General features: G+C 70.4%; 23 protein-coding genes. 10 read left to right on the forward strand and 13 right to left on the reverse strand.

From position 1 onward, the window contains the following. Positions 1–56 precede the first annotated feature (56 nt). Positions 57–398, forward strand: coding sequence for a tryptophan synthase subunit alpha (locus tag AB0N73_RS06550; RefSeq protein WP_363561597.1), 342 nt, complete (start codon positions 57–59; stop codon positions 396–398). A 71-nt stretch (positions 399–469) separates the two neighbouring features. On the opposite strand, the gene trxA is transcribed toward AB0N73_RS06550, so the two are convergent. The 4 genes from trxA to AB0N73_RS06570 all read right to left on the reverse strand — a co-directional run bounded on the left by trxA (position 470) and on the right by AB0N73_RS06570 (position 5625). Continuing rightward, a complete protein-coding gene (trxA, locus tag AB0N73_RS06555) occupies positions 470–793 on the reverse strand; it encodes a thioredoxin (protein ID WP_047544065.1) in 324 nt (107 codons plus the stop codon). A gap of 64 nt (positions 794–857) precedes the next feature. Beyond that, on the reverse strand, positions 858–1835 hold the full coding sequence (trxB, locus tag AB0N73_RS06560) for a thioredoxin-disulfide reductase (RefSeq protein WP_363561599.1): 978 nt from the start codon (positions 1833–1835) through the stop codon (positions 858–860). A gap of 74 nt (positions 1836–1909) precedes the next feature. Next, positions 1910–3511, reverse strand: a complete 1602-nt coding sequence (murJ, locus tag AB0N73_RS06565) for a murein biosynthesis integral membrane protein MurJ (RefSeq protein ID WP_363561601.1) — start codon at positions 3509–3511, stop codon at positions 1910–1912. Next, positions 3508–5625 carry a DUF6049 family protein gene (locus AB0N73_RS06570; protein ID WP_363561603.1) on the reverse strand — a complete coding sequence of 706 codons (2118 nt, stop codon included), beginning with the start codon at positions 5623–5625 and terminating at the stop codon, positions 3508–3510. Before AB0N73_RS06570 ends, murJ begins: the two co-directional genes overlap by 4 nt. A gap of 101 nt (positions 5626–5726) precedes the next feature. On the opposite strand from AB0N73_RS06570, the gene AB0N73_RS06575 reads away from it, so the two are divergent. Together AB0N73_RS06575 and AB0N73_RS06580 are read left to right on the forward strand one after the other, a co-directional pair. Further along, complete coding sequence (locus AB0N73_RS06575) at positions 5727–7220, forward strand: methyltransferase (protein ID WP_363561605.1); 1494 nt, start codon at positions 5727–5729, stop codon at positions 7218–7220. 10 nt (positions 7221–7230) lie between these two features. After that, entirely contained in the window at positions 7231–8658 is a 1428-nt protein-coding gene (locus tag AB0N73_RS06580; RefSeq protein ID WP_363561607.1) for a CCA tRNA nucleotidyltransferase, read from the forward strand. Positions 8659–9055: 397 nt separating this feature from the next. Here AB0N73_RS06580 and AB0N73_RS06585 read toward each other — a convergent pair whose 3' ends face one another. From AB0N73_RS06585 to AB0N73_RS06595, 3 genes are read right to left on the reverse strand one after another with little or no spacing between them, the layout of a single operon-like run. Beyond that, entirely contained in the window at positions 9056–9199 is a 144-nt protein-coding gene (locus AB0N73_RS06585; protein WP_363561609.1) for a hypothetical protein, read from the reverse strand. Next, complete coding sequence (locus AB0N73_RS06590; RefSeq protein WP_363561611.1) at positions 9196–10317, reverse strand: hypothetical protein; 1122 nt, start codon at positions 10315–10317, stop codon at positions 9196–9198. The genes AB0N73_RS06585 and AB0N73_RS06590 overlap by 4 nt, the downstream gene beginning before the upstream one ends. Further along, complete coding sequence (locus tag AB0N73_RS06595; protein WP_363561613.1) at positions 10314–10670, reverse strand: PadR family transcriptional regulator; 357 nt, start codon at positions 10668–10670, stop codon at positions 10314–10316. Before AB0N73_RS06595 ends, AB0N73_RS06590 begins: the two co-directional genes overlap by 4 nt. Before the next feature lie 147 nt (positions 10671–10817). On the opposite strand from AB0N73_RS06595, the gene AB0N73_RS06600 reads away from it, so the two are divergent. The 3 genes from AB0N73_RS06600 to AB0N73_RS06610 all read left to right on the forward strand — a co-directional run bounded on the left by AB0N73_RS06600 (position 10818) and on the right by AB0N73_RS06610 (position 14203). Further along, complete coding sequence (locus AB0N73_RS06600; RefSeq protein WP_363561615.1) at positions 10818–12137, forward strand: GAF domain-containing protein; 1320 nt, start codon at positions 10818–10820, stop codon at positions 12135–12137. A gap of 106 nt (positions 12138–12243) precedes the next feature. Further along, complete coding sequence (locus AB0N73_RS06605; RefSeq protein ID WP_363561617.1) at positions 12244–13791, forward strand: aldehyde dehydrogenase family protein; 1548 nt, start codon at positions 12244–12246, stop codon at positions 13789–13791. 1 nt (position 13792) lies between these two features. After that, on the forward strand, positions 13793–14203 hold the full coding sequence (locus tag AB0N73_RS06610) for a DUF779 domain-containing protein (protein ID WP_363561619.1): 411 nt from the start codon (positions 13793–13795) through the stop codon (positions 14201–14203). Here AB0N73_RS06610 and AB0N73_RS06615 read toward each other — a convergent pair. The 5 genes from AB0N73_RS06615 to AB0N73_RS06635 form a co-directional block, all read right to left on the reverse strand. Further along, complete coding sequence (locus AB0N73_RS06615) at positions 14196–14822, reverse strand: DUF4190 domain-containing protein (RefSeq protein ID WP_363561621.1); 627 nt, start codon at positions 14820–14822, stop codon at positions 14196–14198. The genes AB0N73_RS06610 and AB0N73_RS06615 overlap by 8 nt on opposite strands. Before the next feature lie 85 nt (positions 14823–14907). After that, positions 14908–15519 (reverse strand): hypothetical protein, encoded by a 612-nt coding sequence (locus AB0N73_RS06620; RefSeq protein WP_363561623.1) that lies wholly within the window; start codon positions 15517–15519, stop codon positions 14908–14910. A 196-nt stretch (positions 15520–15715) separates the two neighbouring features. Next, positions 15716–16174: a hypothetical protein gene (locus tag AB0N73_RS06625; RefSeq protein ID WP_363561625.1), complete on the reverse strand. Its 459-nt coding sequence runs from the start codon at positions 16172–16174 to the stop codon at positions 15716–15718. A gap of 124 nt (positions 16175–16298) precedes the next feature. After that, a complete protein-coding gene (locus AB0N73_RS06630) occupies positions 16299–17447 on the reverse strand; it encodes a hypothetical protein (protein ID WP_363561627.1) in 1149 nt (382 codons plus the stop codon). Next, on the reverse strand, positions 17444–18445 hold the full coding sequence (locus tag AB0N73_RS06635; protein WP_363561629.1) for a hypothetical protein: 1002 nt from the start codon (positions 18443–18445) through the stop codon (positions 17444–17446). Before AB0N73_RS06635 ends, AB0N73_RS06630 begins: the two co-directional genes overlap by 4 nt. A 211-nt stretch (positions 18446–18656) precedes the next feature. Between AB0N73_RS06635 and rpsF the strand changes: the two genes are divergently transcribed. Genes rpsF through rplI form a run of 4 tightly spaced genes read left to right on the forward strand, consistent with a single transcriptional unit; the run spans position 18657 to position 20328 of the window. Next, a complete protein-coding gene (gene rpsF / locus AB0N73_RS06640; RefSeq protein ID WP_363561692.1) occupies positions 18657–19013 on the forward strand; it encodes a 30S ribosomal protein S6 in 357 nt (118 codons plus the stop codon). A 5-nt stretch (positions 19014–19018) separates the two neighbouring features. Beyond that, the gene (locus AB0N73_RS06645) at positions 19019–19549 is read left to right on the forward strand and encodes a single-stranded DNA-binding protein (protein ID WP_363561631.1); all 531 of its coding nucleotides are present in this window, start codon (positions 19019–19021) and stop codon (positions 19547–19549) included. A 60-nt stretch (positions 19550–19609) separates the two neighbouring features. Beyond that, complete coding sequence (gene rpsR / locus AB0N73_RS06650) at positions 19610–19864, forward strand: 30S ribosomal protein S18 (RefSeq protein WP_137418536.1); 255 nt, start codon at positions 19610–19612, stop codon at positions 19862–19864. Between the two features lie 11 nt (positions 19865–19875). Next, entirely contained in the window at positions 19876–20328 is a 453-nt protein-coding gene (rplI, locus tag AB0N73_RS06655) for a 50S ribosomal protein L9 (RefSeq protein WP_363561633.1), read from the forward strand. 141 nt (positions 20329–20469) lie between these two features. Here rplI and AB0N73_RS06660 read toward each other — a convergent pair. After that, the coding region (locus tag AB0N73_RS06660; protein WP_363561635.1) for a chaplin family protein at positions 20470–21450 on the reverse strand (981 nt) is incomplete at its 5' end.

A 21450-nucleotide genomic window follows, 5' to 3' on the forward strand; every position in this document is an offset into this window, starting at 1 on the left:
CCGTCAGGGTCGATGAATCGACCCGTCACCCCGCGTCGGGATCGTAGGCTTGAGGTATGACACCCGATAGTCCGCGACGTCGAGCGAGCCTCGAACTGCTGCGTGCCGAGGCGTCCGACGAGTTGTCCGTGCTGGTGCACGAGCGCCTGCGCTCCGGTGAAGACCCCTGGGATTTCATGGAGGAGCTGCCGACCGTCGACGAGCTCGTCGTCTTCACCCTGCGCGCCGAGAATATCGCCGAGAACGGCGGCGGCAAGCCCAATGCCGCTCGCCACTACCGCGTCCTGCGCCAGATCGCTCTCGAGTACCCGCCGCTCACACAGGCGGTGTGGCGCTTGCTGGGCGAGACCAACACCCCGCGTCGGTGGGACGCCACGGTGCGCTCCGACATGTCGTGACCGCCCGACCGAACCGAACGAGAGAAGCCCCCGACCAAGCGGTCGGGGGCTTCTCTCGTTGCAGCGGGATGTCAGCCGATGAACGCGGCCAGATCCTGCTCCAGAGCGAACTTCGGCTTGGCGCCGATGATCGTCGTCTTGACCTCTCCGCCCTGGAACACCTTCATCGCGGGGATGGAGGTGATCTGGTACTTCATGGCCAGATCCGGGTTCTCGTCCACATTGAGCTTGAGAACCGTGATCTTCTCCGGGTTCTCGGCCTGGATCTCATCGAGAACCGGGGCCACCATGCGACACGGACCGCACCAGGCGGCCCAGAAGTCGACCAGAACCGGGCCGTCAGCCTCGAGAACGTCCTGGGTCCACGTGCTCGAGCTCGTCGCCTTCGCAGTCATTGTCATTTCCCTTCGATGTAAGCCTTCACCCGACGAGAACGCCGGGACGTGCGGAGTTGTTCCCTCAGGCGACCGGGAGGCCCTCGATCTGGTCGCCGTCGGGCTGCGGGGCGCCGGCCTCATCGAGGGCGGCGAGGAAGTGCTCGGCGTCGAGAGCGGCGACCGTTCCGCTCGCGGCCGCGGTCACGGCCTGGCGGTAGGTGGGGTCGATCACGTCGCCTGCCGCGAAGACACCGGGGATCGAGGTGCGCGACGAGCGCCCGTCCACCCAGATGGTGCCCTCGGGGGTGAGCTCGAGCTGTCCGTGGACGAGCTTGGTGCGCGGGTCGTTGCCGATGGCCACGAACACGCCCTGCAGCGGCAGCTCGCGGCGCGACCCGTCGACCGTGTCCTCGAGCACGACCGCGGTGACCGCCTCGTCGCCGAGGATGTCGACGACCGCGGCGTTCCAGATGAACTCGATCTTCTCGTTGGCGAATGCGCGCTCCTGCATGATCTTCGACGCGCGGAGCTCGCCGCGACGGTGGATCACGTAGACCTTGGAGGCGAAGCGGGTGAGGAAGGTCGCCTCCTCCATCGCGGAGTCGCCGCCGCCGACGACGGCGATCGTGCGCTCGCGGAAGAAGAAGCCGTCGCAGGTGGCGCACCAGGACACGCCACGGCCGGACAGGTGGTCCTCGCCGGCCAGACCGATGCGGCGGTAGGCGGAGCCGGTGGCGAAGATGACCGCCGCGGCCTCCTCGGTGCGACCGCTGCCGAGCGACACGCGCTTGACGGGACCCGACAGATCCAGTTCGGTGACGTCGTCGTAGAGCACCTCGGCGCCGAACTTCTCGGCCTGCTCCTGCATCTTCGTCATGAGGTCCGGACCCTGGATCGCCTCGGGGAAGCCCGGGAAGTTCTCCACCTCGGTGGTGTTCATGAGTTCACCGCCGGCCTCGACCGAGCTGGCGATCACCAGCGGCGCCAGGTTGGCCCGGGCGGCGTAGATGGCGGCGGTGTATCCGGCGGGGCCGGAACCGATGATGATGAGCTGACGCACGGGGGTTCTCCTTGAGGGGTTCGGAGTGCTCAACACATGCTAATCGCGTGGCATTCCTGGCGGGGACGGGGGCGTCACCGACGCGGAAGCAGTCGCCGGAACATGCCCATCGCGGGGGCGAGTTCGGGGGTCCGCAGCGCGGCGAGGACGACGAGGTAGACGATCAGGCTGGCGGCGCCGACGATGCCGGTGCCGAGCGCGCCGAAGAGCTTGTCGGAGGTGGTCCACCCGGACGCACCGCCGAGCAGCAGGAACACGCCCCATCCGGCTGCGGCAGCGGGGATGGCCGCGAGGGCGAAGCGGAGGATGGCCGTGATCCAGGACCGGATGCCGAGGTGCCCGAGGCGTCGACGCAGCAGAACCGTCGCGACGATCGCCTGCACGGTGATGGCGACCGACTGGCCCAGGGCGACACCGGCGGCGAGCCACACGTTGGGCAGCGTCGCGGCGGCGATGAGGGCGGTGACGACCACGAGCACGCCCTGGAGTGTGGTGAAGATGAAGGGGGTGCGCGTGTCATCGAAGGCGTAGAACGTGCGCTGGATGACGAAGAGGACCGAGAGCGGCAGCAGGCTGACCAGGTAGCAGAGCAGCACCGGGGCCAGGGCGACGGCGTCATCGGCCCCGTTCACGATGATCCGCGAGGCGGGGACGGCGGCGACGGCGAGGGCGGCGGTGGCCACGACGATGAAGAGGCTGATGATGCGGATGCTGCGCCCCACATCCGCACGGACGTCGTCGAGCCGATCGGCGGCGGCGTGCTCGCTGATCTGGGTGAAGTACGGGGTTCCGATCGACAGCACGATGATCGAGTACGGCAGCATGAAGATGAGCCAGGCGTTCTGTATGGCGAAGACGGATGCGTCCTCGCCCGAGGCCTCCGAGATCACCCGGGTCTGCACGATGCCCGCCACCTGGCCGACGATGACCATGGCCGCGGTCCATCCCGCCAGACGCCCCATGTTGCGAAAGCCCAGCCCGCGCCAGCGGAAGTTGGGGCGCAGGTGCAGCCCCGTTCCCCGCCAGAAGGCGAGCAGGACGATCGCCTGCACCGCGATGCCGAACGTGGCCGTGCCACCGAGGGCGGCGATCATCGCGGGCGTCCAGTCCGAGACGGCGGTCAGATCGGAGCCGAACAGCGCCATGAGCACGAGGAAGCCGGCGATGGAGATGACGTTGTTAAGCACGGGTGCCCACGTGAACGGACCGAACACACGGCGCGCGTTGAGGGTCTCGCCGAGCAGCGAGTACAGACCGTAGAAGAAGATCTGCGGCAGGCACCAGTACGCGAAGGCCGTCGCCAGGGCGTGCTGCTCGGGCGTGTAGTTGGGTGCGTAGAGGGTGATCAGCAGCGGGGCGAGCAGGGTCACCACCGCCGTCACCGCCAGCAGGAGCACGATGCCCGCCGTGAACAGGGCCGAGATGAACCGCTGCCCGCCGTCCTTCTTGGCGCTCTCGCGCACGATCTGCGGCACGATGACCGCGGTGAGCACTCCGGCGGAGATGATCGCGTAGACGTTGTTCGGGAGCTGGTTGGCCAGGGCGAACGCGTCGCCCGCGCGCGACGCCACCGAGCCGAGGACGGCGACCAGCACGATCGTCCGGACGAGCCCCGTGACGCGGGACACCATGGTTCCCGCGCCCAGCAGCACGCTGGCGCGTCCGAGACCGCTCATGACAGGTCGTTCCGTTCGGTGTCGGTGGGGGATCCGGTGTCGTCCGTGTCGTCGCCTCGTTCACCGCGGGCGGCGAGACGGCGGCGGCGACGCACCGTGCGGATCACCCCGATGATCAGGAAGCCCGCGGCCAGGACGCCGAGTGTCACGAGCCCGATGCCCTCCCAGTCGGCCCGCACGTTGACGTCGACCGTCTGGGTGGATCCCACCGGGACCATGGCGGGGCTGCGAAGGCTCAGATCGATGCGCACGTCGCCGTTGCCGATGCGGGCGTGCACGGGCACCTCGACGGCGGTGTTCGCGGCGGGGCCGGCGGTCACGGCCGTCTCGCGATCGATGTCGACGCGCAGGTCGTCGGGGGCGGCGATCAGCACCACGTTGACGGGGTAGGGGAGGTCGTTCCGGATCCAGAAGCGCAGGTTCGTGCCGGCCGTCAGCAGGTTGAGCGAGCTCGAGGGAACGATGTCGACGGAGTTCAGAGTGGCTGTCGTGGCGATCCGGTGATCGGCCATCGCCGTGGTCCAGTCCGCGCCGTCGACGACCCATGCCGCTCCGAGCATCTGAAGGCTCGATGCCCGCTCGGTGCCGGTCAGCAGCGACGGATCGTCGAGCACCGTGGCGAAGAGCTCGATCTGCTCGGCTCCCGCGAGGAGCGACGTGACGGCGTCGGAGCGGGCCGCATCCACCGTGCCCTCGGCCAGACCGACGGGACTCGCCGGGGAGGCCGCGACACCCGTCAGCGCCACCGGGGACACCCCAGGGAGCCCCGCGACGGCGGTGACAGCGGCACGGAGACCGGCGGCGTCGACCGACGACTCGCGTCCCACCGTGACGAGCAGGGGAGCGCCGCCGGCCTCGATCGAGGCCAGAACGAGCTGGGCGGATGCGGATGCCAGCGCGGCATCGCGCGCGACGGCGTCGCCGCTGCTCGCCGCGGTGCGCAGCGCGTCGGACGCGATGCTGTCGGTCACCAGCACGCCGGCGTCGCCGACCGCACCGCGAGCGACGACCGTGCTGCCCTCGGGGGCCGTCGTATCGAGGGAGGAGACGAGGGTGAGCGCGCCGGGGGTGGCGGTGTGCAGCGCAGAGGCCAGCTGCGGGCCGGCCGTTCCCTGGAGCGGCCAGTACACCGGCGGCTCGATCGTCGCGCCGACATCGAGAAGCTCGTCCAGCGATGGCGCGACCGGCTCGGCCGGCGCGGCGGTGGCACTGGGGCTCGGCGTCGGCGCGACAGCGGCCGAGTCGTCGAGGTAGGCGGTCAGTGCCGTCGGCTGGAGGGGAGCGGCGAGCCCGGCGGCGATCTGCGCGGCGACATCGGCGTCGCCGAACTGCAGGGCGAAGCGCTGGTTGGGAAGGGCGGTGAGCCGGGTGAGCCACTCGCGCGCGCTCTCGGGCGCCGACGAGCCGAGCACGCGCACCGCGGCGACGACCGCGGGGTCGATGGCGAGGATGGCGGAGGTCCCCTCGACCGCATCGAGTCGGGCCGTCAGGGCCCCGTCCGGTGCGGTCAGCGACTCCAGGCGCGCCGCGGTGAGCAGGCCCCGTTCGCTCGTCCCGGCGACGATCGGCACGATCACGCCGACGCTTCCTGCGCCCTGCACGCCCACGGCGATCGTCGACCGCGCCGAGAAGGCGCCCGCATCCACCCAGAGGGGGTAGATGCCGGCGGCGCGCGTGGCGATCGCTTCGTCGTCACCCGGAAGAACGATGCTGGCCGTCGTGGTCTGGCCGGAGGCGGTCTCGTCGATCGTGAGCGCGCCGATGGCGCGCCCGGACGGGACGTCGGAGGCCGACGACCATGCGGTGAGGCCGGCGCGATCGGGGATCGGCTCGTCGCCGATGTAGACCGTGGCGGCGGTGCCGGGGATGCGCGCGGGCGTGCCGTTGGCGAGCGAGACCAGCACCGAGAGGGGGTCGCCGGGCGTCATCAGGCCGTTGTCGGCGGCGGCGAGCGAGAGCTCCGCGTCGCCGCTGAGCGTCGGTGAGGGCGTCGGGGTCGAGGCGTGCGCGGGTGTCGACAGGCCCAGCAGCACGATCACCGCGAGGATCACCGAGAGAAGGCGCGAGCGCCGTTGCGTCGCGGTGCTGCCCGCGTGGGCCGGAATCGGGATCATTCGGAAGGGGCTCCTGCGCGGACACGTCCCGCGTGGTCGCACATGATTCTACGGGTGGTGTCGGTGTAAACCCCGGCACCCGCGCCCGCTTGAATGGACTCATGGATCTCACCCCCGCCCGCGCCCTGGCGACGGATCTCGCCGCGGCCCCCTTCACCGACGCCGCACTGAAGGCCCGTTGCGGCGATGCCGCGTTCGCGGCGCTCACTCGCGCCGACGCCGTACCCGCGCGGCGGATGCTGGAGCGCCGGGGCGACGATCCGGTGGCGGTTCTGGCTCGGCTCTTCGTCTGCGGTGATGCGGTGCCGGCCGCATCCGTCGCCGCAGCCCTCTCGAGCACGGGCCTCGAGGGGGCCGAGCGGGCCGGGGTGCTCGTCCGTGACGGCGAGACGGTGCGGGCAGCTCTCGCCATCCGCCCGCACGTGTTCTCGGACGGCGCGGACGGGTGGATCGTGAGCGACCTCGACGAGCTCGCGGGCGTGTTCCCGCTGCGGCCGGACCATGTGCTCGGGGTGGGCGGGGCAGGGCGCACGCTCGTGGCCATGCTGCCCGAGAGCGGGACGGGCGCGGCGCTGGATCTGGGATGCGGGTGCGGACTCATCGCGTTCGAGCTGCGACGCCGGGGGTTCTCGGTCGTTGCCACCGACATCTCGGAGCGAGCAGCGGCCTTCACGCGGCTGGGCGCGGAGCTGAACGGCCTCGACCGCATCGACGTGCGGGTGGGCGACCTCTTCGCCCCTGTGCACGACGAGCGGTTCGCGTTCATCGCGTCGAACCCGCCCTTCGTCATCACGCCGCGGAGCGCCGATGTGCCGGCCTACGAGTACCGCGACGGCGGGCGTGCGGGCGACGCGCTGATGGCCGACGTCGTCACCTCCCTCCGAGCGCACCTCGAGTCCGGCGGCCGCGCGGCGCTGCTGGGCAACTGGGAGGACCGCGACGGCCTCGCCGGCCTCGACCGGGTGCGGTCCTGGACCCAGGGCATCGGAGCCTGGGTCATCGAGCGCGAGCACCTCGACCCCGTGCGGTACGCCGAGCTCTGGGTGCGCGACGGCGGGATGCGGCCGGGCACCCCGGCGCACGACGCCCTGCTGACGGCGTGGCTCGACGACTTCGAGGCGCGCGGCGTGACGGGCATCGGGATGGGGTGGGTGCAGCTGACGGAGGGCTCTGCGCTGGCGCGGTTCGAGCGGGTCGCGCAGGCCGTCGACCACGGGCCGCTCGCCGCGCACCTCGACGCCGCGTGGGAGACCGACCGTGTGCTGGCCGGCCTCGACGACGACGCCCTCGACGCGGCCGTGATGCAGGTCGCGGCCGACGTCACTGAGGCGCGCCACCACCTTCCCGGTGCCGAGTCGCCGAGCGTCATCGAGCTGCGCCAGGGCGGCGGGCTCGCCCGGGTGCTCGAGGTCGATCCCGCGCTGGCGGCGCTCGTCGGCGCCTCGGACGGCGACCTGCCGGTGGGCGTGCTGATCGGCGCCATCGCGGGACTCCTGGAGGTGGATGCGGACGCTCTCTCCGACGACCTGCGCCCGCGTGTGCGCGAGCTGCTGTTCACCGGGCAGCTCGCGATCGCGGACGGGCCGCGCGGATAGGCTCGACAACATGCTGAACATGGCCGACGGTCTCGCGCGCCTGGGCGAGCTGGCCGACTCACCCGTGGTCGCGGAGCTCGCCCGTGCCTTCGATGCCGCCGGCTTCGAGCTGGCGGTCGTGGGCGGTCCCGTCCGTGACGCCCTGCTGGGGCGTCCCACGCACGACCTCGACTTCACCACGAACGCCCGGCCCGACGACATCCTGCGCATCGTCACCCCCATCTCGACCGCGCAGTGGGACATCGGCCGCGCCTTCGGCACGATCGGTGCCCGCGTGCGGGGCGAGCAGGTCGAGATCACCACCTACCGCGCCGACAGCTACGACGGGGTGACGCGCAAGCCCGAGGTGGCGTTCGGCGACACCCTCGCCGACGATCTCGTGCGTCGGGACTTCACGGTCAACGCGATGGCGCTGCGGGTGCCGGGTCCGTCGCTCGTCGATCCGAACGGTGGTGTCGAGGACCTGGTGCGCGGGGTCCTGCGCACGCCTGCGGATCCGCGGGTGAGCTTCGGAGACGACCCGTTGCGGATGCTGCGCGCCGCGCGCTTCAGCGCGCAGCTGTCGTTCGAGGTCGAGGCCGATACCCTCGCGGCGATCGAGCAGCTGCGCGACACGATCGCGATCGTCAGCCCCGAGCGCATCCAGGCCGAGCTCGTGCGGCTGTTGCAGAGCGACGACCCGGTGCGCGGCATCCGGCTGCTGGTCGAGACCGGGCTCATCGGCGAGTTCCTGCCCGAGGTGCCCGCCCTGCAGCTCGAGGTCGACGAGCACCACCACCACAAGGACGTCTACGAGCACTCGCTGACGGTGCTGCGCCAGGCCATCGATCTCGAGAAGGCGCGTCATCCGGGCAGCCCACCGGATGTGCCGCTGCGGCTCGCGGCCCTTCTGCACGACATCGGCAAGCCGGCGACCCGACGCCTGGAGCCCGGGGGCGGTGTCACGTTCCACCACCACGACATCAAGGGTGCGCGGATGGCGCGCAAGCGCCTGCGCGACCTGCGCTTCGATGCCGCGACGATCGACAGCGTCGCTCTGCTGGTCGAGCTGCACCTGCGTTTCTTCGGGTACGCCGAGGGCGCCTGGACCGACGCCGCGGTGCGCCGCTACGTGCGCGACGCCGGCCCCGAGCTCGAACGTCTCCACATCCTCACCCGCGCCGACGTCACCACGCGCAACAAGCGCAAGGCCGCGCGCCTGCGCACCGCGTACGACGACATCGAGGACCGCATCGCCGCCCTGCGCGAGCAGGAGGAGCTCGACGCGATCCGCCCCGAGCTCGACGGCAACGACATCCAGCGACTGCTCGGCATCGGACCGGGTCGCGAGGTGGGCGAGGCCTACCGCTTCCTGCTCAACCTGCGCCTCGACGAGGGCGTGCTGGGCCCCGACGAGACCGAGCGGCGCCTCCTCGCCTGGTGGGCCGAGCGCGGCTGACCTCACGGGTGCGGCGCGGTGCTCGTTGCTCCCGTTGTTCGCGTTGTTCGCCCGCCGGCGGAGGAGATCCACCGAGCGGAGGACCGATCCGCCGCATCCGCTCCTCCCTTCGCTCGATCTCCTCCGCTCACGCGCGTGCGGGTTTTGTGGGGCTGGGCGGAGTGGGGTCGGGCCGAGCGTGAGGGCTGAGCGTGGCGGGGCGCGGGCGGGCCGAGGAGGATCGGCCGAGGCGAGGATGTTCGGGGCGCAGGAGTCCTCGGCTCAACCGATCGTCCTCGGATGGGGATGCCGTCGGCGCGAGGCAGGGGCATCCCCACCCCGGTCCCGGGACTACCCCCCACCCCTGGCCCCGGGGCCACCCCCCACCCCTGGCCCCGGGATCGCCTCACCCGGGGGGTCAGTCGGTGGGGTCGGCGTCCAGGGCCGCGCGCACCAGGTGGGTCAGATCGACGCTGACGATCCGCGGGGCGGATGCCGGGGGCGCGGGCGGGGGCTGCGGCGTGCCGTCGGCCGGCAGACCGGTGGCGACGGCCCCGCTCACGGCGTCACCGTCATCGGCTCGGCGGTCGGTGCGGCAGAAGGATCGGCCGACGGTGTCGACCCGGGCGCCGATGTGGCCTCGGGGAGCGGGGTCGCGGCGGGCGTCGCACCCGCGGGCGGGACCAGGGGCACGATGGCCGGTACGGACGCACGGGGCGGCGCCGGCGTGGTCGCCGAGTCCACGGCCGGGTTGCCGTACTCGTCGGCATCGAGCGTCTCGCGCAGCGGGAACACGTTCCACAGCGCCGCGGTGCCGGTGCCGGCGACGGGCGAGGGCACCGGCCCGCCGCCCCCGGCGAAGTACTGGTCCCACAACCAGTTCTCGGACGTGCCTCCGGTGCCGATCGTCGTCAGCGGTTCACCCTGCTCGGTGAACAGCTGCACGTCGGTGAGGGGCCGGCCCTCCGCGTCGTAGGCGAAGACGTTGCGCACGCGCTGACCGTCGAGCACGAGACCCGGCTGGCTGTTGTCGATGTACTCGTACGACATCGCGGCCTGCGGAGCGAAGATCTGCGGCAGGACGGTGGGGGCCGCGAGCAGCATGATGACCGCGACGACGCTCGTCACCGCGTTGACGCCGACCCGCACGACCCGCAGCCAGCGCGTCGGAAGCCACATCCCGCGTCCCCACTGCACGCTCAGCACGAGAGACCCGAACAGCACCGCCCACGCGAGCGCGTCGCCGGGAACGATGTCGACGCGACCGAGCAGCGGCACGGTCAGCAGCGTCAGCGTCACGTACAGGGCGACACCGCGGACGACCCACCACAGCGGGCGCAGCGAGACCAGCAGATCGAGCACGGCATCGCCGGTGCGCGACGAGCGGATGCGGCGGGCGGCATCCGCTCGGAGACGTTCCGCACGTTCGCGCAGCGGCACCCGCGGCGCCGGTCCTTCGGCGCGGTCGGGCAGTCCCGCGGCGGTGCGCAGCTCGGTGGCGTACGCCGCGGCGTCGGGGAGGGTGAACTCAGCACCGCTGTCGGACGCCTGCTCCGCCAGATCCGCCTCGAGGCCGTCGAGCAGGTCGTCGACCTCGTCGGCGGGCAGATCGTCGAGGTGCGTGCGCACGGCGCGCGCGAAGGCCGCGATGTCGTGCGGCGTGGTCACGGTGAGGGTCATCGTGCTTCTCCGATCGTGCGCAGGGAGGGAGTGCGGCTGGTGTCGAGCAGGTCGGTCATCGCGCGCGAGAACGACGCCCAGTCACGGCGCTGGGCGTCGAGCGTCTCCCGCCCCTGCGGGTTGATCGCGTAGTACTTGCGGTGCGGGCCGCCATCCGACGGCACGACGTAGCTCGAGAGCGCGCCCGCGCTGTAGAGCCGGCGCAGCGTGCCGTAGACGGATGCGTCGCCGACGTCGCCGAGCCCGGCGTCCCGCAGCCGGCGCACGATGTCGTACCCGTAGGCGTCCTCGTGCTGCACGACGGCGAGCACGGCGGCGTCCAGCACCCCCTTTAACAGTTGCGTGGTGTCCATGCGACCTCCCCTTCCGTGATGGACAGTACCACGCGATGCACAGTAGTGCGATCAGCGCGTTAGTGCATGTCGGATGTGGCCCTGCCGCGCCGGCGGCGACCGACCTACACTGGGGCCACCGCCGTCACCGTCGATCGGAGGTCCCGGATGTCCTCGCCGTGGTCGCCCCCGCGTCCCACCGCGGACGCGTCGCGTTCGATCATCGAGCGCGCCCACGACGAATTCGTCAGCGGCAATGCGGATGACGCGCGGCTGCGCGACGTGCGCGGGGTCGTTCGCGACAGCTGGCGTCGTTCGATCGACGGCCTCGTCGGGGTCGAGGCGCTGCCGCCGCTCGCGCTGAGCGCCGACCTTCTGCTGCGGCATCGCACCGCGCATCCGCTGGCCGGGGTCATGGACATGATCCGCGAACTGCTGATCCCGGGCGACCCCGACGACTCCGGCGTCGCGATCGCGGTGGGGGATGCGGCCGGGCGCCTGCTGTGGGTCGAGGGCGACCGGCGCGTGCGACTGCTGACCGCCGACATGGGCTTCGTCCCAGGCGCGAACTGGTCGGAGGAGGCCGTCGGCACCTCAGCGCCGGGGACGGCGCTCGCACTGGGCCGCTCGGTGCAGATCCGCGGAGCGGAGCACTTCAACAGGCTGGTGCAACCGTGGTCGTGCACGGCGGCTCCCGTCCATGATCCGCAGACGCGCGAGGTGCTGGGGGTCATCGACATCACCGGCGGCGAGCAGGTCGTGACCTCGCAGGCCCGGCTCCTCGTCGACGCGACCGCACGCGCGGTCGAGGGCGAGCTGCTGCTCAGCCGGATGCGGGCGGAGAGCGGACGCCGCCGCGCCCCCGTGCGGCGCTCCCGGGAGCCCCAGCACGTGCAGGTCGCCCTGCGGGTGCTGGGTCGCGACCGCGCCCAGCTCGAGGTCACCGGCGACCAGGACGCACGGATCGCGGAGGTGAGCGCACGGCACGCCGAGATCCTCCTGATGCTCGCGACGCACCGGCAGGGACTCTCGGCGGAGCGCCTGGGCGAGCTCGTCTACGGCGATGGCGACACCGCGGTCACCCTGCGGGCCGAGATCGTGCGGCTGCGCAAGGTGCTCGCCCGCATCGCGCCGGCGATGACGCTGGAGTCGCGTCCGTACCGGGTGGACACGGACGTCGAGACCGATGCGCACCGCGTGCTGTCGCTGCTCGACCGCGGCGCGCACCGGGTGGCGCTCGCCGCCTACCGCGGCGACGTCCTCCCCGAGTCGGTCGCTCCCGGCGTCGAGCAGTTCCGCGCGTCGGTGCGGCTGGCCCTGCGCGAAGCGCTGCTCGCCGAGGCGTCGCTCGACGTGCTCCTCGCCTTCGCCGAGACGGATGCGGCCGCCACCGACTCCGAGATCCTCCGGCTCTGCCTCGAGATGCTCCCGGCGAGATCCCCCAAGCGCGCGGGACTCGTCGCGCGGCTGGAGTCCCTGGACGACTGACCGCGCCCGGTCGCCTGCGGCGCAACCGGATGCAACCTCGCCCGCCGTAGCCTCCGAGGGAACGCGACGACGAGGTCGCGTCGTCATCACCGTCGAAGGAGACACCATGACGATCGTCGAAGAAGGCGTGTCGAGCGTCTACGCCGCCCCGGGCACGAAGGGATCCATCGCCCAGTACCGCTCCCGCTACGGCCACTACATCGGCGGCGAGTTCGTCGAGCCGGTCAAGGGCCAGTACTTCGAGAACATCACCCCGATCACCGGCAAGCCGTTCTGCGAGGTCGGTCGCGGCACTAGCGAAGACATCGACCGCGCCGTGGATGTGGCATGGCAGGCATTCGCCTCGTGGAAGAAGACGACCCCCGCAGAACGGGCCAACATCCTCAACAAGATCGCCGACCGCGTCGAGCAGAACCTCGAGATGATCGCCGTCGCCGAGACGTGGGAGAACGGCAAGCCCGTCCGCGAGACGCTGGGTGCCGACATCCCGCTGGTCGTCGATCACTTCCGCTACTTCGCGGGCGTGCTGCGTGCGCAGGAGGGCTCGCTCAGCCAGATCGACGAAGACACCGTGGCCTACCACTTCCACGAGCCGCTCGGTGTGGTGGGTCAGATCATCCCGTGGAACTTCCCCATCCTCATGGCGACGTGGAAGCTCGCTCCGGCGCTCGCCGCCGGCAACTGCGTCGTGCTGAAGCCCGCCGAGCAGACCCCGGCGTCGATCCTGCTGCTGTTCGATCTCATCGGCGATCTGCTGCCGCCGGGCGTGGTCAACATCGTCAACGGGTTCGGGATCGAGGCGGGCGCACCCCTGGCGCAGCATCGCCGCATCCGCAAGGTCGCCTTCACCGGCGAGACCACCACGGGCCGGCTCATCATGCAGTACGCGTCGCAGAACCTCATCCCCGTGACGCTGGAGCTGGGCGGGAAGAGCGCCAACGTCTTCTTCGAGGATGTGGCGCGCCAGCGCGACGACTACTACGACAAGGCTCTCGAAGGTTTCACGTTCTTCGCGCTCAATCAGGGCGAGGTCTGCACGTGCCCGTCGCGGGCGCTTATCCAGCGCTCGATCTACGACGAGTTCCTGGGCGACGGGCTCGATCGCGTGGGCAGGATCGTGCAGGGCAACCCGCTGGATCCCGCCACGATGATCGGTGCGCAGGCGTCCAACGATCAGCTCGAGAAGATCCTGTCCTACATCGACATCGGCAAGGAGGGCGGCGCCAAGCTGCTCACCGGTGGGGAGCGCGTCGACCTCGGCGGCGAACTGAGCGGGGGCTACTACGTGGCGCCGACCGTGTTCGAGGGGACGAACGACATGCGCATCTTCCAGGAGGAGATCTTCGGTCCGGTCGTCTCGGTCACCGCGTTCAGCGACTTCGACGACGCGATCAGCATCGCCAACGACACCCTGTACGGCCTGGGTGCCGGCGTGTGGAGCCGGTCGGGCGACACCGCGTACCGGGCGGGGCGCGGCATCGAGGCGGGCCGGGTGTGGACGAACACGTACCACCAGTACCCGGCGCACGCGGCCTTCGGCGGCTACAAGCAGTCCGGCATCGGACGCGAGAACCACCTCAAGATGCTCGATCACTACCAGCAGACGAAGAACCTGCTGGTGTCCTACGCCGAGGGCCCGATGGGCTTCTTCTGACATGGACGCCTACCACCGGGTGGCCGTGACGGATGCGGCCGCGGCGCTGTTGCGGGATCTCACGATCCAGCACGGCCCGCTCATGTTCCATCAGTCGGGGGGATGCTGCGACGGCAGCTCGCCCATGTGCTACCCGGTGGGGATGTTCCTCACCGGTCCCGGTGACGTGCTGTTGGGCGCGATCGATGCGGGCGTGGACGACCCGATCGAGGTGTACATGTCGGTCTCGCAGTTCGAGTACTGGAAGTACACGCACCTGACGATCGACGTCGTGCCGGGCCGCGGGGCGGGCTTCAGCGTCGAGGGACCGACGGGCATGCGGTTCCTCATCCGGTCGCGCATGCTGACCGACGACGAGCTCGTGGCCTTCGACCTGGCACCCGCCGCGGGGGACGGCTCGCTGCCTAGTTGACCCCGCAGTAGCCCTCGATCGCGCTCGCGAGTCCGCGTGCGGAGCCGACAGACGCCTCCGCCGACAGGGCCGCCCGAGCGAGTTGGGTCGGACCGTCGAAGCCGAACCCATTGAGGACGTCGAGTGAATAGCTCCGAACGCTTTCCGCAGACTCCGCGATGGTGTCCTCCCGTGGGCGGGCGAGCACGATCTCAGCAATCTCGTTGACGGCTCGTGTCTGTGCCTCGAACTCCGCAGCGTCGTCCGGTGGTGTTTCTCCGGTGATCGGGGTGAGGAGGCCGTACGTCGTAAGCGCAGCGACGTGGGGGGACAGGTCGGCGCAGGCCTCTTGACGGTCCCTTTCCGAGACAGCGTTCCCGGCCATCGTCCCGAAGACGACGATCGGCACGACAACAGCAAGAATCCCCAACGCGGTGAAAACGGAGCCGAGCACGATCGCTAGCGTCGAGAGTGTGTTCGCGCCCACACCTCGTTTCGTGGCCTGGGCCCGGGACACCGCTCCCAAGATGATTCCGACGGGGGCGACGACAAAGGCGCAGATGATGGCCGTGATGTCGAGCCCGGTCGCATCCGCGCGCTCTGTCGTTCGTCTCGATGGATCCTCGTGAACCGTAGACATCGCCATACCCCCCAGGTCGTGCGCTCATCGTAGGGAGAAGTGGGTGCCGCTGTCGACTGCGGCGGGGCCTTCCTCTTAGCGGGGATCAGGCGCCGACGGGCACCCGGTCCTCGGGCACCGTCTCGTCCTCGGGCTCGCGCCGGAAGATGATCTTGAAGATCGGGAAGAACACCGCGCACGAGATCAACGCGTTGATGAGCATCGTGATGACGTCGGCGATCGTCTCGCCCGTCGCCCCCATGCCCCACACGGTGATGAACAGGTCGTACACGGGGCCCTTGTAGACGCTCTGGAGGGCCGCGGCGCCGAACGTGATCACCACGTACGCCACCGCGTACCAGAGAGCGGCCCACCACACGTTGGTGTTGGACTTGAAGGTGATGTTGCGCTGGGCGAAGAAGTTGACGACCTGCGCGATCGCGAGGGTCAGTTGCACGGCGAGGAAGTAGGCGAGTCCGCCGCCGCCCTCGGGAAGCGGGCCGGCCGCGTAGTCGAAGATGAAGAACGAGCCGATGGGCAGCGCCTGGAAGCCGGTGTCCACGAGCGGAGTGAGCCCGAACAGGGCCTTCGACACGGGCATCAGCACGAGCTGCAGCACCGTGACGCCCACGTTCAGCACGACGAACACGACGAGCTGCGCGAGCGTCGGCCTGGTCGCGGCGAACAGCGCCCAGCGCTGGCGGATTCGTGTCACCATCGGGTCTCCTTCTCGAGGGACTCCGCCGCGACGTGCATCCTCAGGGGCGCCGCGGCGAAGCCCGGACGAGTCCATCACTCCGACCGCGTCGGCCCGGCCGGGATCGTGGAATCTGTCGGTTCTCCCGCATGAACGGTCGCCGGAGAGCACGAGAAAGGGCCGACCGCGATGCGGCCGGCCCTTTCTCGTGCTGATCTCAGCTGCAGAGCTCGGCGAGCTCGGTGGCGCTGGTCTGCAGGCTCGAGGAGACCTCGGTCATCTCGTTCGACAGTGCCGTCATCTCGTCGACCTTCTCCGGGTCGGTGCCGATGTCGGAGAGCTGCTCGAGGGCGGCGCCGATCTTCTCGTAGTCGGCGGCGACGCCGCTGAGCGCGGCCTCGACCTCGGGGTTCGAGATCTCGTCCAGCGCCTCGTCGAAGCTGGCGGAGAAGGAGCTGATGACGTCGGAGGCGGCGCTGTAGTCGCCCGACGTGGCGGCCGACATCGACTCGTTCAGCTCGCTCTGGGCGGCGGTGAGCTTGTCTTCGGCGATGGCGCAGGCGTCGGCGACGGACTGGTTGCTGTCGCCACCGCCCGCGTTCGAGCCGCCGCCGGCACAGCCGGCAAGGGCGAGCAGGGCGATCGCGGAGAGGGCGAGGGGAGCGAGCTTGCGCATGGGCGGGTTCCTTCGTGTGCTGTGTGGGGACGCAGCTGCGCCCGCTTCCACGCTAGAGGCGCAGCACAGCGACCACCGCACCTCTGGACATGAGATTGTTCTCACGCCACAATGACCGACCCGGTCAGTGCAGGAACAACGCGCCCAGGATTCCCATCTGCGAGACGATCCAGAGCAACACGAACGCTCCGACCACGATCAACGCCGCCCACGGCACGCGCCCACGGAGACGGCGGCCGCCCGCGGCGACACCGGGAGGCGGCCTGAGCATGCCCGCGGGCGGGGCGAACGGCACCGGATCGGCCGGGTCGGCGACGGGTGCTCCGGCGATCGGGGCCGGTGCGGCCCCGGACGCCTCCGCCGCCAGGCGGTCGTCGCGCCACCGCGACCACTGCGCGAGCTTGTCGAGGATCGCGCCGACGGTGCCGAACAGCCAGGCCCACGTCGCCGGGTCGAGAGTGCTGACATCGCGCTTCGTATAGAGGAAGAGCCAGTCGTCGACGATCTCGACGTCCAGCGCGGCGGCGTTGTCGATGAAGCGCGCCATCACGTCGGGGGTGAACAGATAGAGCGCATCGCGTTCGTACCCCTCGGGGCAGTAGAGCGAGAAGTACCGGTCGAAGTCCCCCTCGAGGCTGAGCCGCTGCTCGGTGCGGAACGCCATCGGCAGGTTGGACGCCCCGAACAGGCCGTTGTTGCCGAGTGCGTCGAGCACGATGTGCGGCAGCGGCACGTCGAGCTTGATGGCCACGTATCCCCACCGGTGGGTGGTGCGGTTCTTGCCGGACCCCGTCGTGTAGCGGTAGTTCGCGAACTCGACGAAGCGCGGCTTCTCGCCGCGCACGGCGTCGTTCGCGGCGCGACTCGACCCGTGCGAGAAGATCATGCCCGGCAGGGGCGGGTTGTTGATGGAACCCACGTAGGCCATGCCGTTGGCCTGCGCGAAGCGCGAGAGCCGGTATGCGCGCACCCCGGCGCCGAGGAAGGCCCGGATGCCGAAGAACACCCCGAGGCCGACGACAGCGATCAGAGCCAGCAGCGGCACCAGGGCGATCAGGGAAAGACCGCCCGTGCCGAACGCCGCGAACACCGAGATCAGGGTGCCCACGAAGGTGGGGATGAGAACGAGCGCGCCGATGATCGAGACGACGATCGCGATGGCGACGCTGGCGGCGCTGGTCGAGCCGGCCGTCTTCCGCGAGCGTCGGAAGGCGCGGACCTCCTGCCGGTCGACCGGAGCGGTGAGGGCCGACGGGTCGAACCGCGGCGTCATCGGTTGACCTCGTCCGCGTCCCACTGCAACGACGAGTCCGCGGCGATGGGCAGTGCCTCCAGCGCCGGGTCGGCGCAGATGGCGGCGATGAGATCCGCATCCCCGCCGACGATCGTCGAGTCCCAGTCCACGTCGGTGGTGAGCACCCACGACCTGTCGTCCGGCCAGAGCAGACTCGGCGACGCCGCCGTGCTCGCGAAGCCCGCGTTCTCGAGCTCGACGTCGTGCCACGGCACGCGGCGCTGCCACAGCGGGTCGGCGAAGACCTCGAGCGCCCCGGCGAAGAGCACGTGCTCGCGGCCGGGCAACTCCAGCAGCGGCCCCCGCGACACGTCGTCCGCCAGGATCCCGCGCTGCCAGGTCTCGGTGGCGTAGGGGCGGTTGAACGGATCCGACCGGCTCAGCGCCAGCATCTCGCGGTGGCGGGCGAGGTCGGCGTCGTCGTCCTCGCCGGCGGTGAGGGTGAGGAACCCGCGTGACGGGGTGACGCCCATGTGACCGAGCAACCCGCCCCATCCCGACCAGACGGCGGCGTACCCCGCCTGGGCTCCCGCCCGCGCGACCAGGTGCTGGGCGAGGGCGGCGGTCACGGCCGCATCCAGCTCGCCCTCCCGGGGGGCGTCGTACTGCCAGCCGTCCGCGGACTGCGCCTGCTGCCAGTCGGACGGCGACCACTCGTCGCCGCGCGATTTCACCAGGGCGCCCCACTGCGCGAGGGGATGCAGGGTCGTGCCGAACGACGCCGCGGCATCACGCCACAGTGCGGGCTCCGTCTCGATCTGCACCCCGTCGTCGGCGAAGCGCTCCCACTCCCGGCGGTGCCTGTCCTGAGGGATGGGCGGCCAGTCGCGCCCGACGGGCCGCGACCGTGTGGTCGGATGCAGCACCCGGGCGTACGCGGCGAACCCGCGCGGCACCACGTCGTGCATCGTTCCGCGCCACGGGTCGATCCGCTCGCGCAGCCATTCTCCGACCGAGACGTCCGCCGTCCACTCCATGCGGCCACGCTACCGGGCCCCGATGACGCCGCGAAGGCGGCGGATGCGGCACCATGCTGCATCCGCTAGACTGTCGAGGTTGTCTGGCCACCGCCATGTCGGTATCAGTCCGGACAACGTGCATTGCACCCTCCTGCTGCCGGGAAATGCCCGGTAGCCGTTCTAGTCCGAAGGAGGTGGGTTAGTGACGCACTCGCACCAGTACGAACTCATGGTCATTTTCGACCCCGAGATCGACGAGCGCCAGGTCGCGCCGAACCTCGACAAGTTCTTGAAGGTCATCACGAATGATGGTGGCTCGATCGAGAAGGTCGATGTTTGGGGTCGTCGCCGGTTCGCGTACGAGATTCAGAAGAAGACCGAGGGCCTCTACGCCGTCGTCAACTTCACCGCCACGAGCGAGGCCACGCAGGAGCTCGACCGTCAGCTCAAGCTGAACGAGTCGATCCTGCGTACCAAGGTCCTCCGTGCCGAAGAGGCCATCGCGCTGGTCGCCGCCGAGGCGAAGCGTTCCGAGGAGAAGGCTGCTCGCAAGGCTGCCGCTCCCGCGAAGGTCGCAAAGGCGTAAGGCTCATGGCCGGCGAAACTGTCATCACCGTCGTGGGAAACCTCACGGCCGACCCCGAACTGCGGTACACGCAGAACGGGCTTCCCGTCGCGAACTTCACCATCGCATCGACGCCGCGCAATTTCGATCGCGCGTCGGGTGAGTGGAAGGACGGCGACGCGCTGTTCCTCCGCGCCTCGGTGTGGCGGGAGTTCGCCGAACATGTCGCCGGATCCCTCACCAAGGGAAGCCGCGTCATCGCCACCGGTCGCCTGAAGCAGCGTTCCTACCAGGACCGCGAAGGCGCCAACCGCACCTCCATCGAGCTCGAAGTCGACGAAATCGGCCCGAGCCTGCGTTACGCCACCGCACAGGTGACGCGCGCAGCAGGTGGCAGCGGTGGTGGCGGGGGCCAGTCGCGCCCGCAGCAGGTCGCTGCCGAAGAGCCGTGGGCGACCCCCGGTTCTGCGAACAGCACCCCGAACGCTGGCGGCAACAGCGGCGGTGCCGACGCCTGGGGTGCTCCTGGCACCTACGGCGACGACACTCCCTTCTGATCTGAGATTGCGGATGCGGCGGGCCGCTGCATCCGACACACACCCGTTTAAGGAAACAACATGGCTGGAAAGTCGAGCGGCGACCGCCGCAAGCCGCGGAAGGGCGCGAAGAACGCCGCTCCCGCGAAGGCGATCCGCGTTGGCGTCATTGATTACAAGGACGTCGCCACGCTTCGCAAGTTCATCTCGGAGCGCGGGAAGATCCGCGCCCGTCGTATCACCGGTGTCTCGGTGCAGGAGCAGCGCCTGATCGCACGTGCGATCAAGAACGCTCGCGAAATGGCGCTCCTGCCCTACGCTGGCGCAGGCCGGTAAGGGGATACACCATGGCAAAGCTGATTCTCACGAATGAGGTCACCGGGCTCGGTAGCGCCGGTGACGTGATCGAGGTCAAGAACGGGTACGCCCGCAACTACCTCATCCCCCAGGGCTTCGCTGTCGCGTGGACGCGCGGTGGCGAGAAGCAGGTTGCTTCGATCCGTGCCGCTCGCGAGGCGCGCGCGATCCACGCCCACGAAGACGCTGTGGCGCTGAAGAACGCTCTCGAGGCCGACAAGGTCAAGCTCACGGTCAAGGCCGGAGCCGAGGGACGCCTCTTCGGCTCGGTCAAGACCGAGGACGTCGCCAACGCTGTCAAGACCGCCGGCATCGGCGAGATCGACAAGCGCAAGGTGCAGTTCACCTCGCCGATCAAGTCGGTGGGCCTGCACGAGGCCACGGTTCGTCTGCGCGACGACGTGACCGCCGTGATCACCCTCCAGGTGGTTGCTGCCAAGTAATTCCTCGGCTCCTCCGGGAGCTCGATCGACGCGGGATGCCGCGGGCCTTCGGGTCCGTGACATCCCGCGTCGTCGTTGCTGCGCGCGGGCACGCCGGATGGCGCGAAGCCGCAGGGGCTCCGCGCCATCCGGGCGCGTGCGTCAGACTCGGCTGGCGCTCCGCCGCCGACCGGTCAGCAGCAGCAGACCGGCCAGGCTCAGCAGCACGGCGACGGCAGCGAGGCCGCCCGGATCCGTGCCGCCCGTGGCGGCGAGGGCCGACGTCGCGTCTGCGACGGTCGCCGAGCCGGCGTTAGCCACAGCGGGTGCGCCCGGCGTGATGACCGCACCGCCGTCAGACGGCGTTCCGGGGGTGACCGGTGTGCCCGGGTCCACCGGGAACGAGGGGTCGACCGGATTGGTGGGGTTCACCGGCTCGGTGGGGTCGACCGGGATGGTCGGAATGACCGGCGTCGTGGGGATCGGCTCGGTCACCGATCCCTCCGTCGTCGTGTCACCCGTGACCGAGATCGCGTTCCCCCCGATGGTGATCGGCACGGCGACCGGCAGTGCCAGCTGGGTGCCGCCGAGGATGCCGTCCTCCCCGCCGGTCGAGACCGGGGTGCCGGTGCCGCTCGGTGCGGTGGTGGCGGTGTCGGTGGTGGTGCTGTCTCCGGTGAGGGAGATGGCGTTCCCGCCGATCGTCACGGGGATGCCGATGGGTGCGGTGACCTGGGTGCCGCTGGCGATGCCGTCGGTTCCGTCGGTCGTGGCGCCCTCGGTGGTCCCGGTGCCGGTGCCGGTGCCGCTCGGTGCGGTGGTGGCGGTGTCGGTGGTGGTGCTGTCTCCGGTGAGGGAGATGGCGTTGCCGCCGATCGTGACGGGGATGCCGATGGGTGCGGTGACCTGGGTGCCGCTGGCGATGCCGTCGGTTCCGTCGGTCGTGGCGCCCTCGGTGGTCCCGGTGCCGGTGCCGCTCGGTGCGGTGGTGGCGGTGTCGGTGGTGGTGCTGTCTCCGGTGAGGGAGATGGCGTTGCCGCCGACTGTTACGGGGATGCCGATGGGTGCGGTGACCTGGGTGCCGCTGGCGATGCCGTCGGTTCCGTCGGTCGTGGCGCCCTCGGTGGTCCCGGTGCCGGTGCC

Source organism: Microbacterium sp. NPDC089189, from assembly GCF_040685095.1.
GTDB lineage: Bacteria > Actinomycetota > Actinomycetes > Actinomycetales > Microbacteriaceae > Microbacterium.

Bases quoted from the DNA above. Each gene is read 5' to 3' on its own strand.
- AB0N73_RS06600 (WP_363561615.1), top strand. From the start codon at position 10,818: ATGTCCTCGCCGTGGTCGCCCCCGCGTCCCACCGCGGACGCGTCGCGT.
- AB0N73_RS06580 (WP_363561607.1), top strand. From the start codon at position 7,231: ATGCTGAACATGGCCGACGGTCTCGCGCGCCTGGGCGAGCTGGCCGAC.
- rplI (WP_363561633.1), top strand. From the start codon at position 19,876: ATGGCAAAGCTGATTCTCACGAATGAGGTCACCGGGCTCGGTAGCGCC.
- AB0N73_RS06615 (WP_363561621.1), bottom strand. From the start codon at position 14,822: ATGTCTACGGTTCACGAGGATCCATCGAGACGAACGACAGAGCGCGCG.
- rpsR (WP_137418536.1), top strand. From the start codon at position 19,610: ATGGCTGGAAAGTCGAGCGGCGACCGCCGCAAGCCGCGGAAGGGCGCG.
- rpsF (WP_363561692.1), top strand. From the start codon at position 18,657: ATGGTCATTTTCGACCCCGAGATCGACGAGCGCCAGGTCGCGCCGAAC.
- AB0N73_RS06575 (WP_363561605.1), top strand. From the start codon at position 5,727: ATGGATCTCACCCCCGCCCGCGCCCTGGCGACGGATCTCGCCGCGGCC.
- AB0N73_RS06635 (WP_363561629.1), bottom strand. From the start codon at position 18,445: ATGGAGTGGACGGCGGACGTCTCGGTCGGAGAATGGCTGCGCGAGCGG.
- AB0N73_RS06605 (WP_363561617.1), top strand. From the start codon at position 12,244: ATGACGATCGTCGAAGAAGGCGTGTCGAGCGTCTACGCCGCCCCGGGC.
- AB0N73_RS06620 (WP_363561623.1), bottom strand. From the start codon at position 15,519: ATGGTGACACGAATCCGCCAGCGCTGGGCGCTGTTCGCCGCGACCAGG.
- AB0N73_RS06550 (WP_363561597.1), top strand. From the start codon at position 57: ATGACACCCGATAGTCCGCGACGTCGAGCGAGCCTCGAACTGCTGCGT.
- AB0N73_RS06630 (WP_363561627.1), bottom strand. From the start codon at position 17,447: ATGACGCCGCGGTTCGACCCGTCGGCCCTCACCGCTCCGGTCGACCGG.
- AB0N73_RS06645 (WP_363561631.1), top strand. From the start codon at position 19,019: ATGGCCGGCGAAACTGTCATCACCGTCGTGGGAAACCTCACGGCCGAC.
- AB0N73_RS06590 (WP_363561611.1), bottom strand. From the start codon at position 10,317: ATGACCCTCACCGTGACCACGCCGCACGACATCGCGGCCTTCGCGCGC.
- trxA (WP_047544065.1), bottom strand. From the start codon at position 793: ATGACTGCGAAGGCGACGAGCTCGAGCACGTGGACCCAGGACGTTCTC.
- AB0N73_RS06625 (WP_363561625.1), bottom strand. From the start codon at position 16,174: ATGCGCAAGCTCGCTCCCCTCGCCCTCTCCGCGATCGCCCTGCTCGCC.
- AB0N73_RS06570 (WP_363561603.1), bottom strand. From the start codon at position 5,625: ATGATCCCGATTCCGGCCCACGCGGGCAGCACCGCGACGCAACGGCGC.
- murJ (WP_363561601.1), bottom strand. From the start codon at position 3,511: ATGAGCGGTCTCGGACGCGCCAGCGTGCTGCTGGGCGCGGGAACCATG.
- AB0N73_RS06595 (WP_363561613.1), bottom strand. From the start codon at position 10,670: ATGGACACCACGCAACTGTTAAAGGGGGTGCTGGACGCCGCCGTGCTC.
- AB0N73_RS06610 (WP_363561619.1), top strand. From the start codon at position 13,793: ATGGACGCCTACCACCGGGTGGCCGTGACGGATGCGGCCGCGGCGCTG.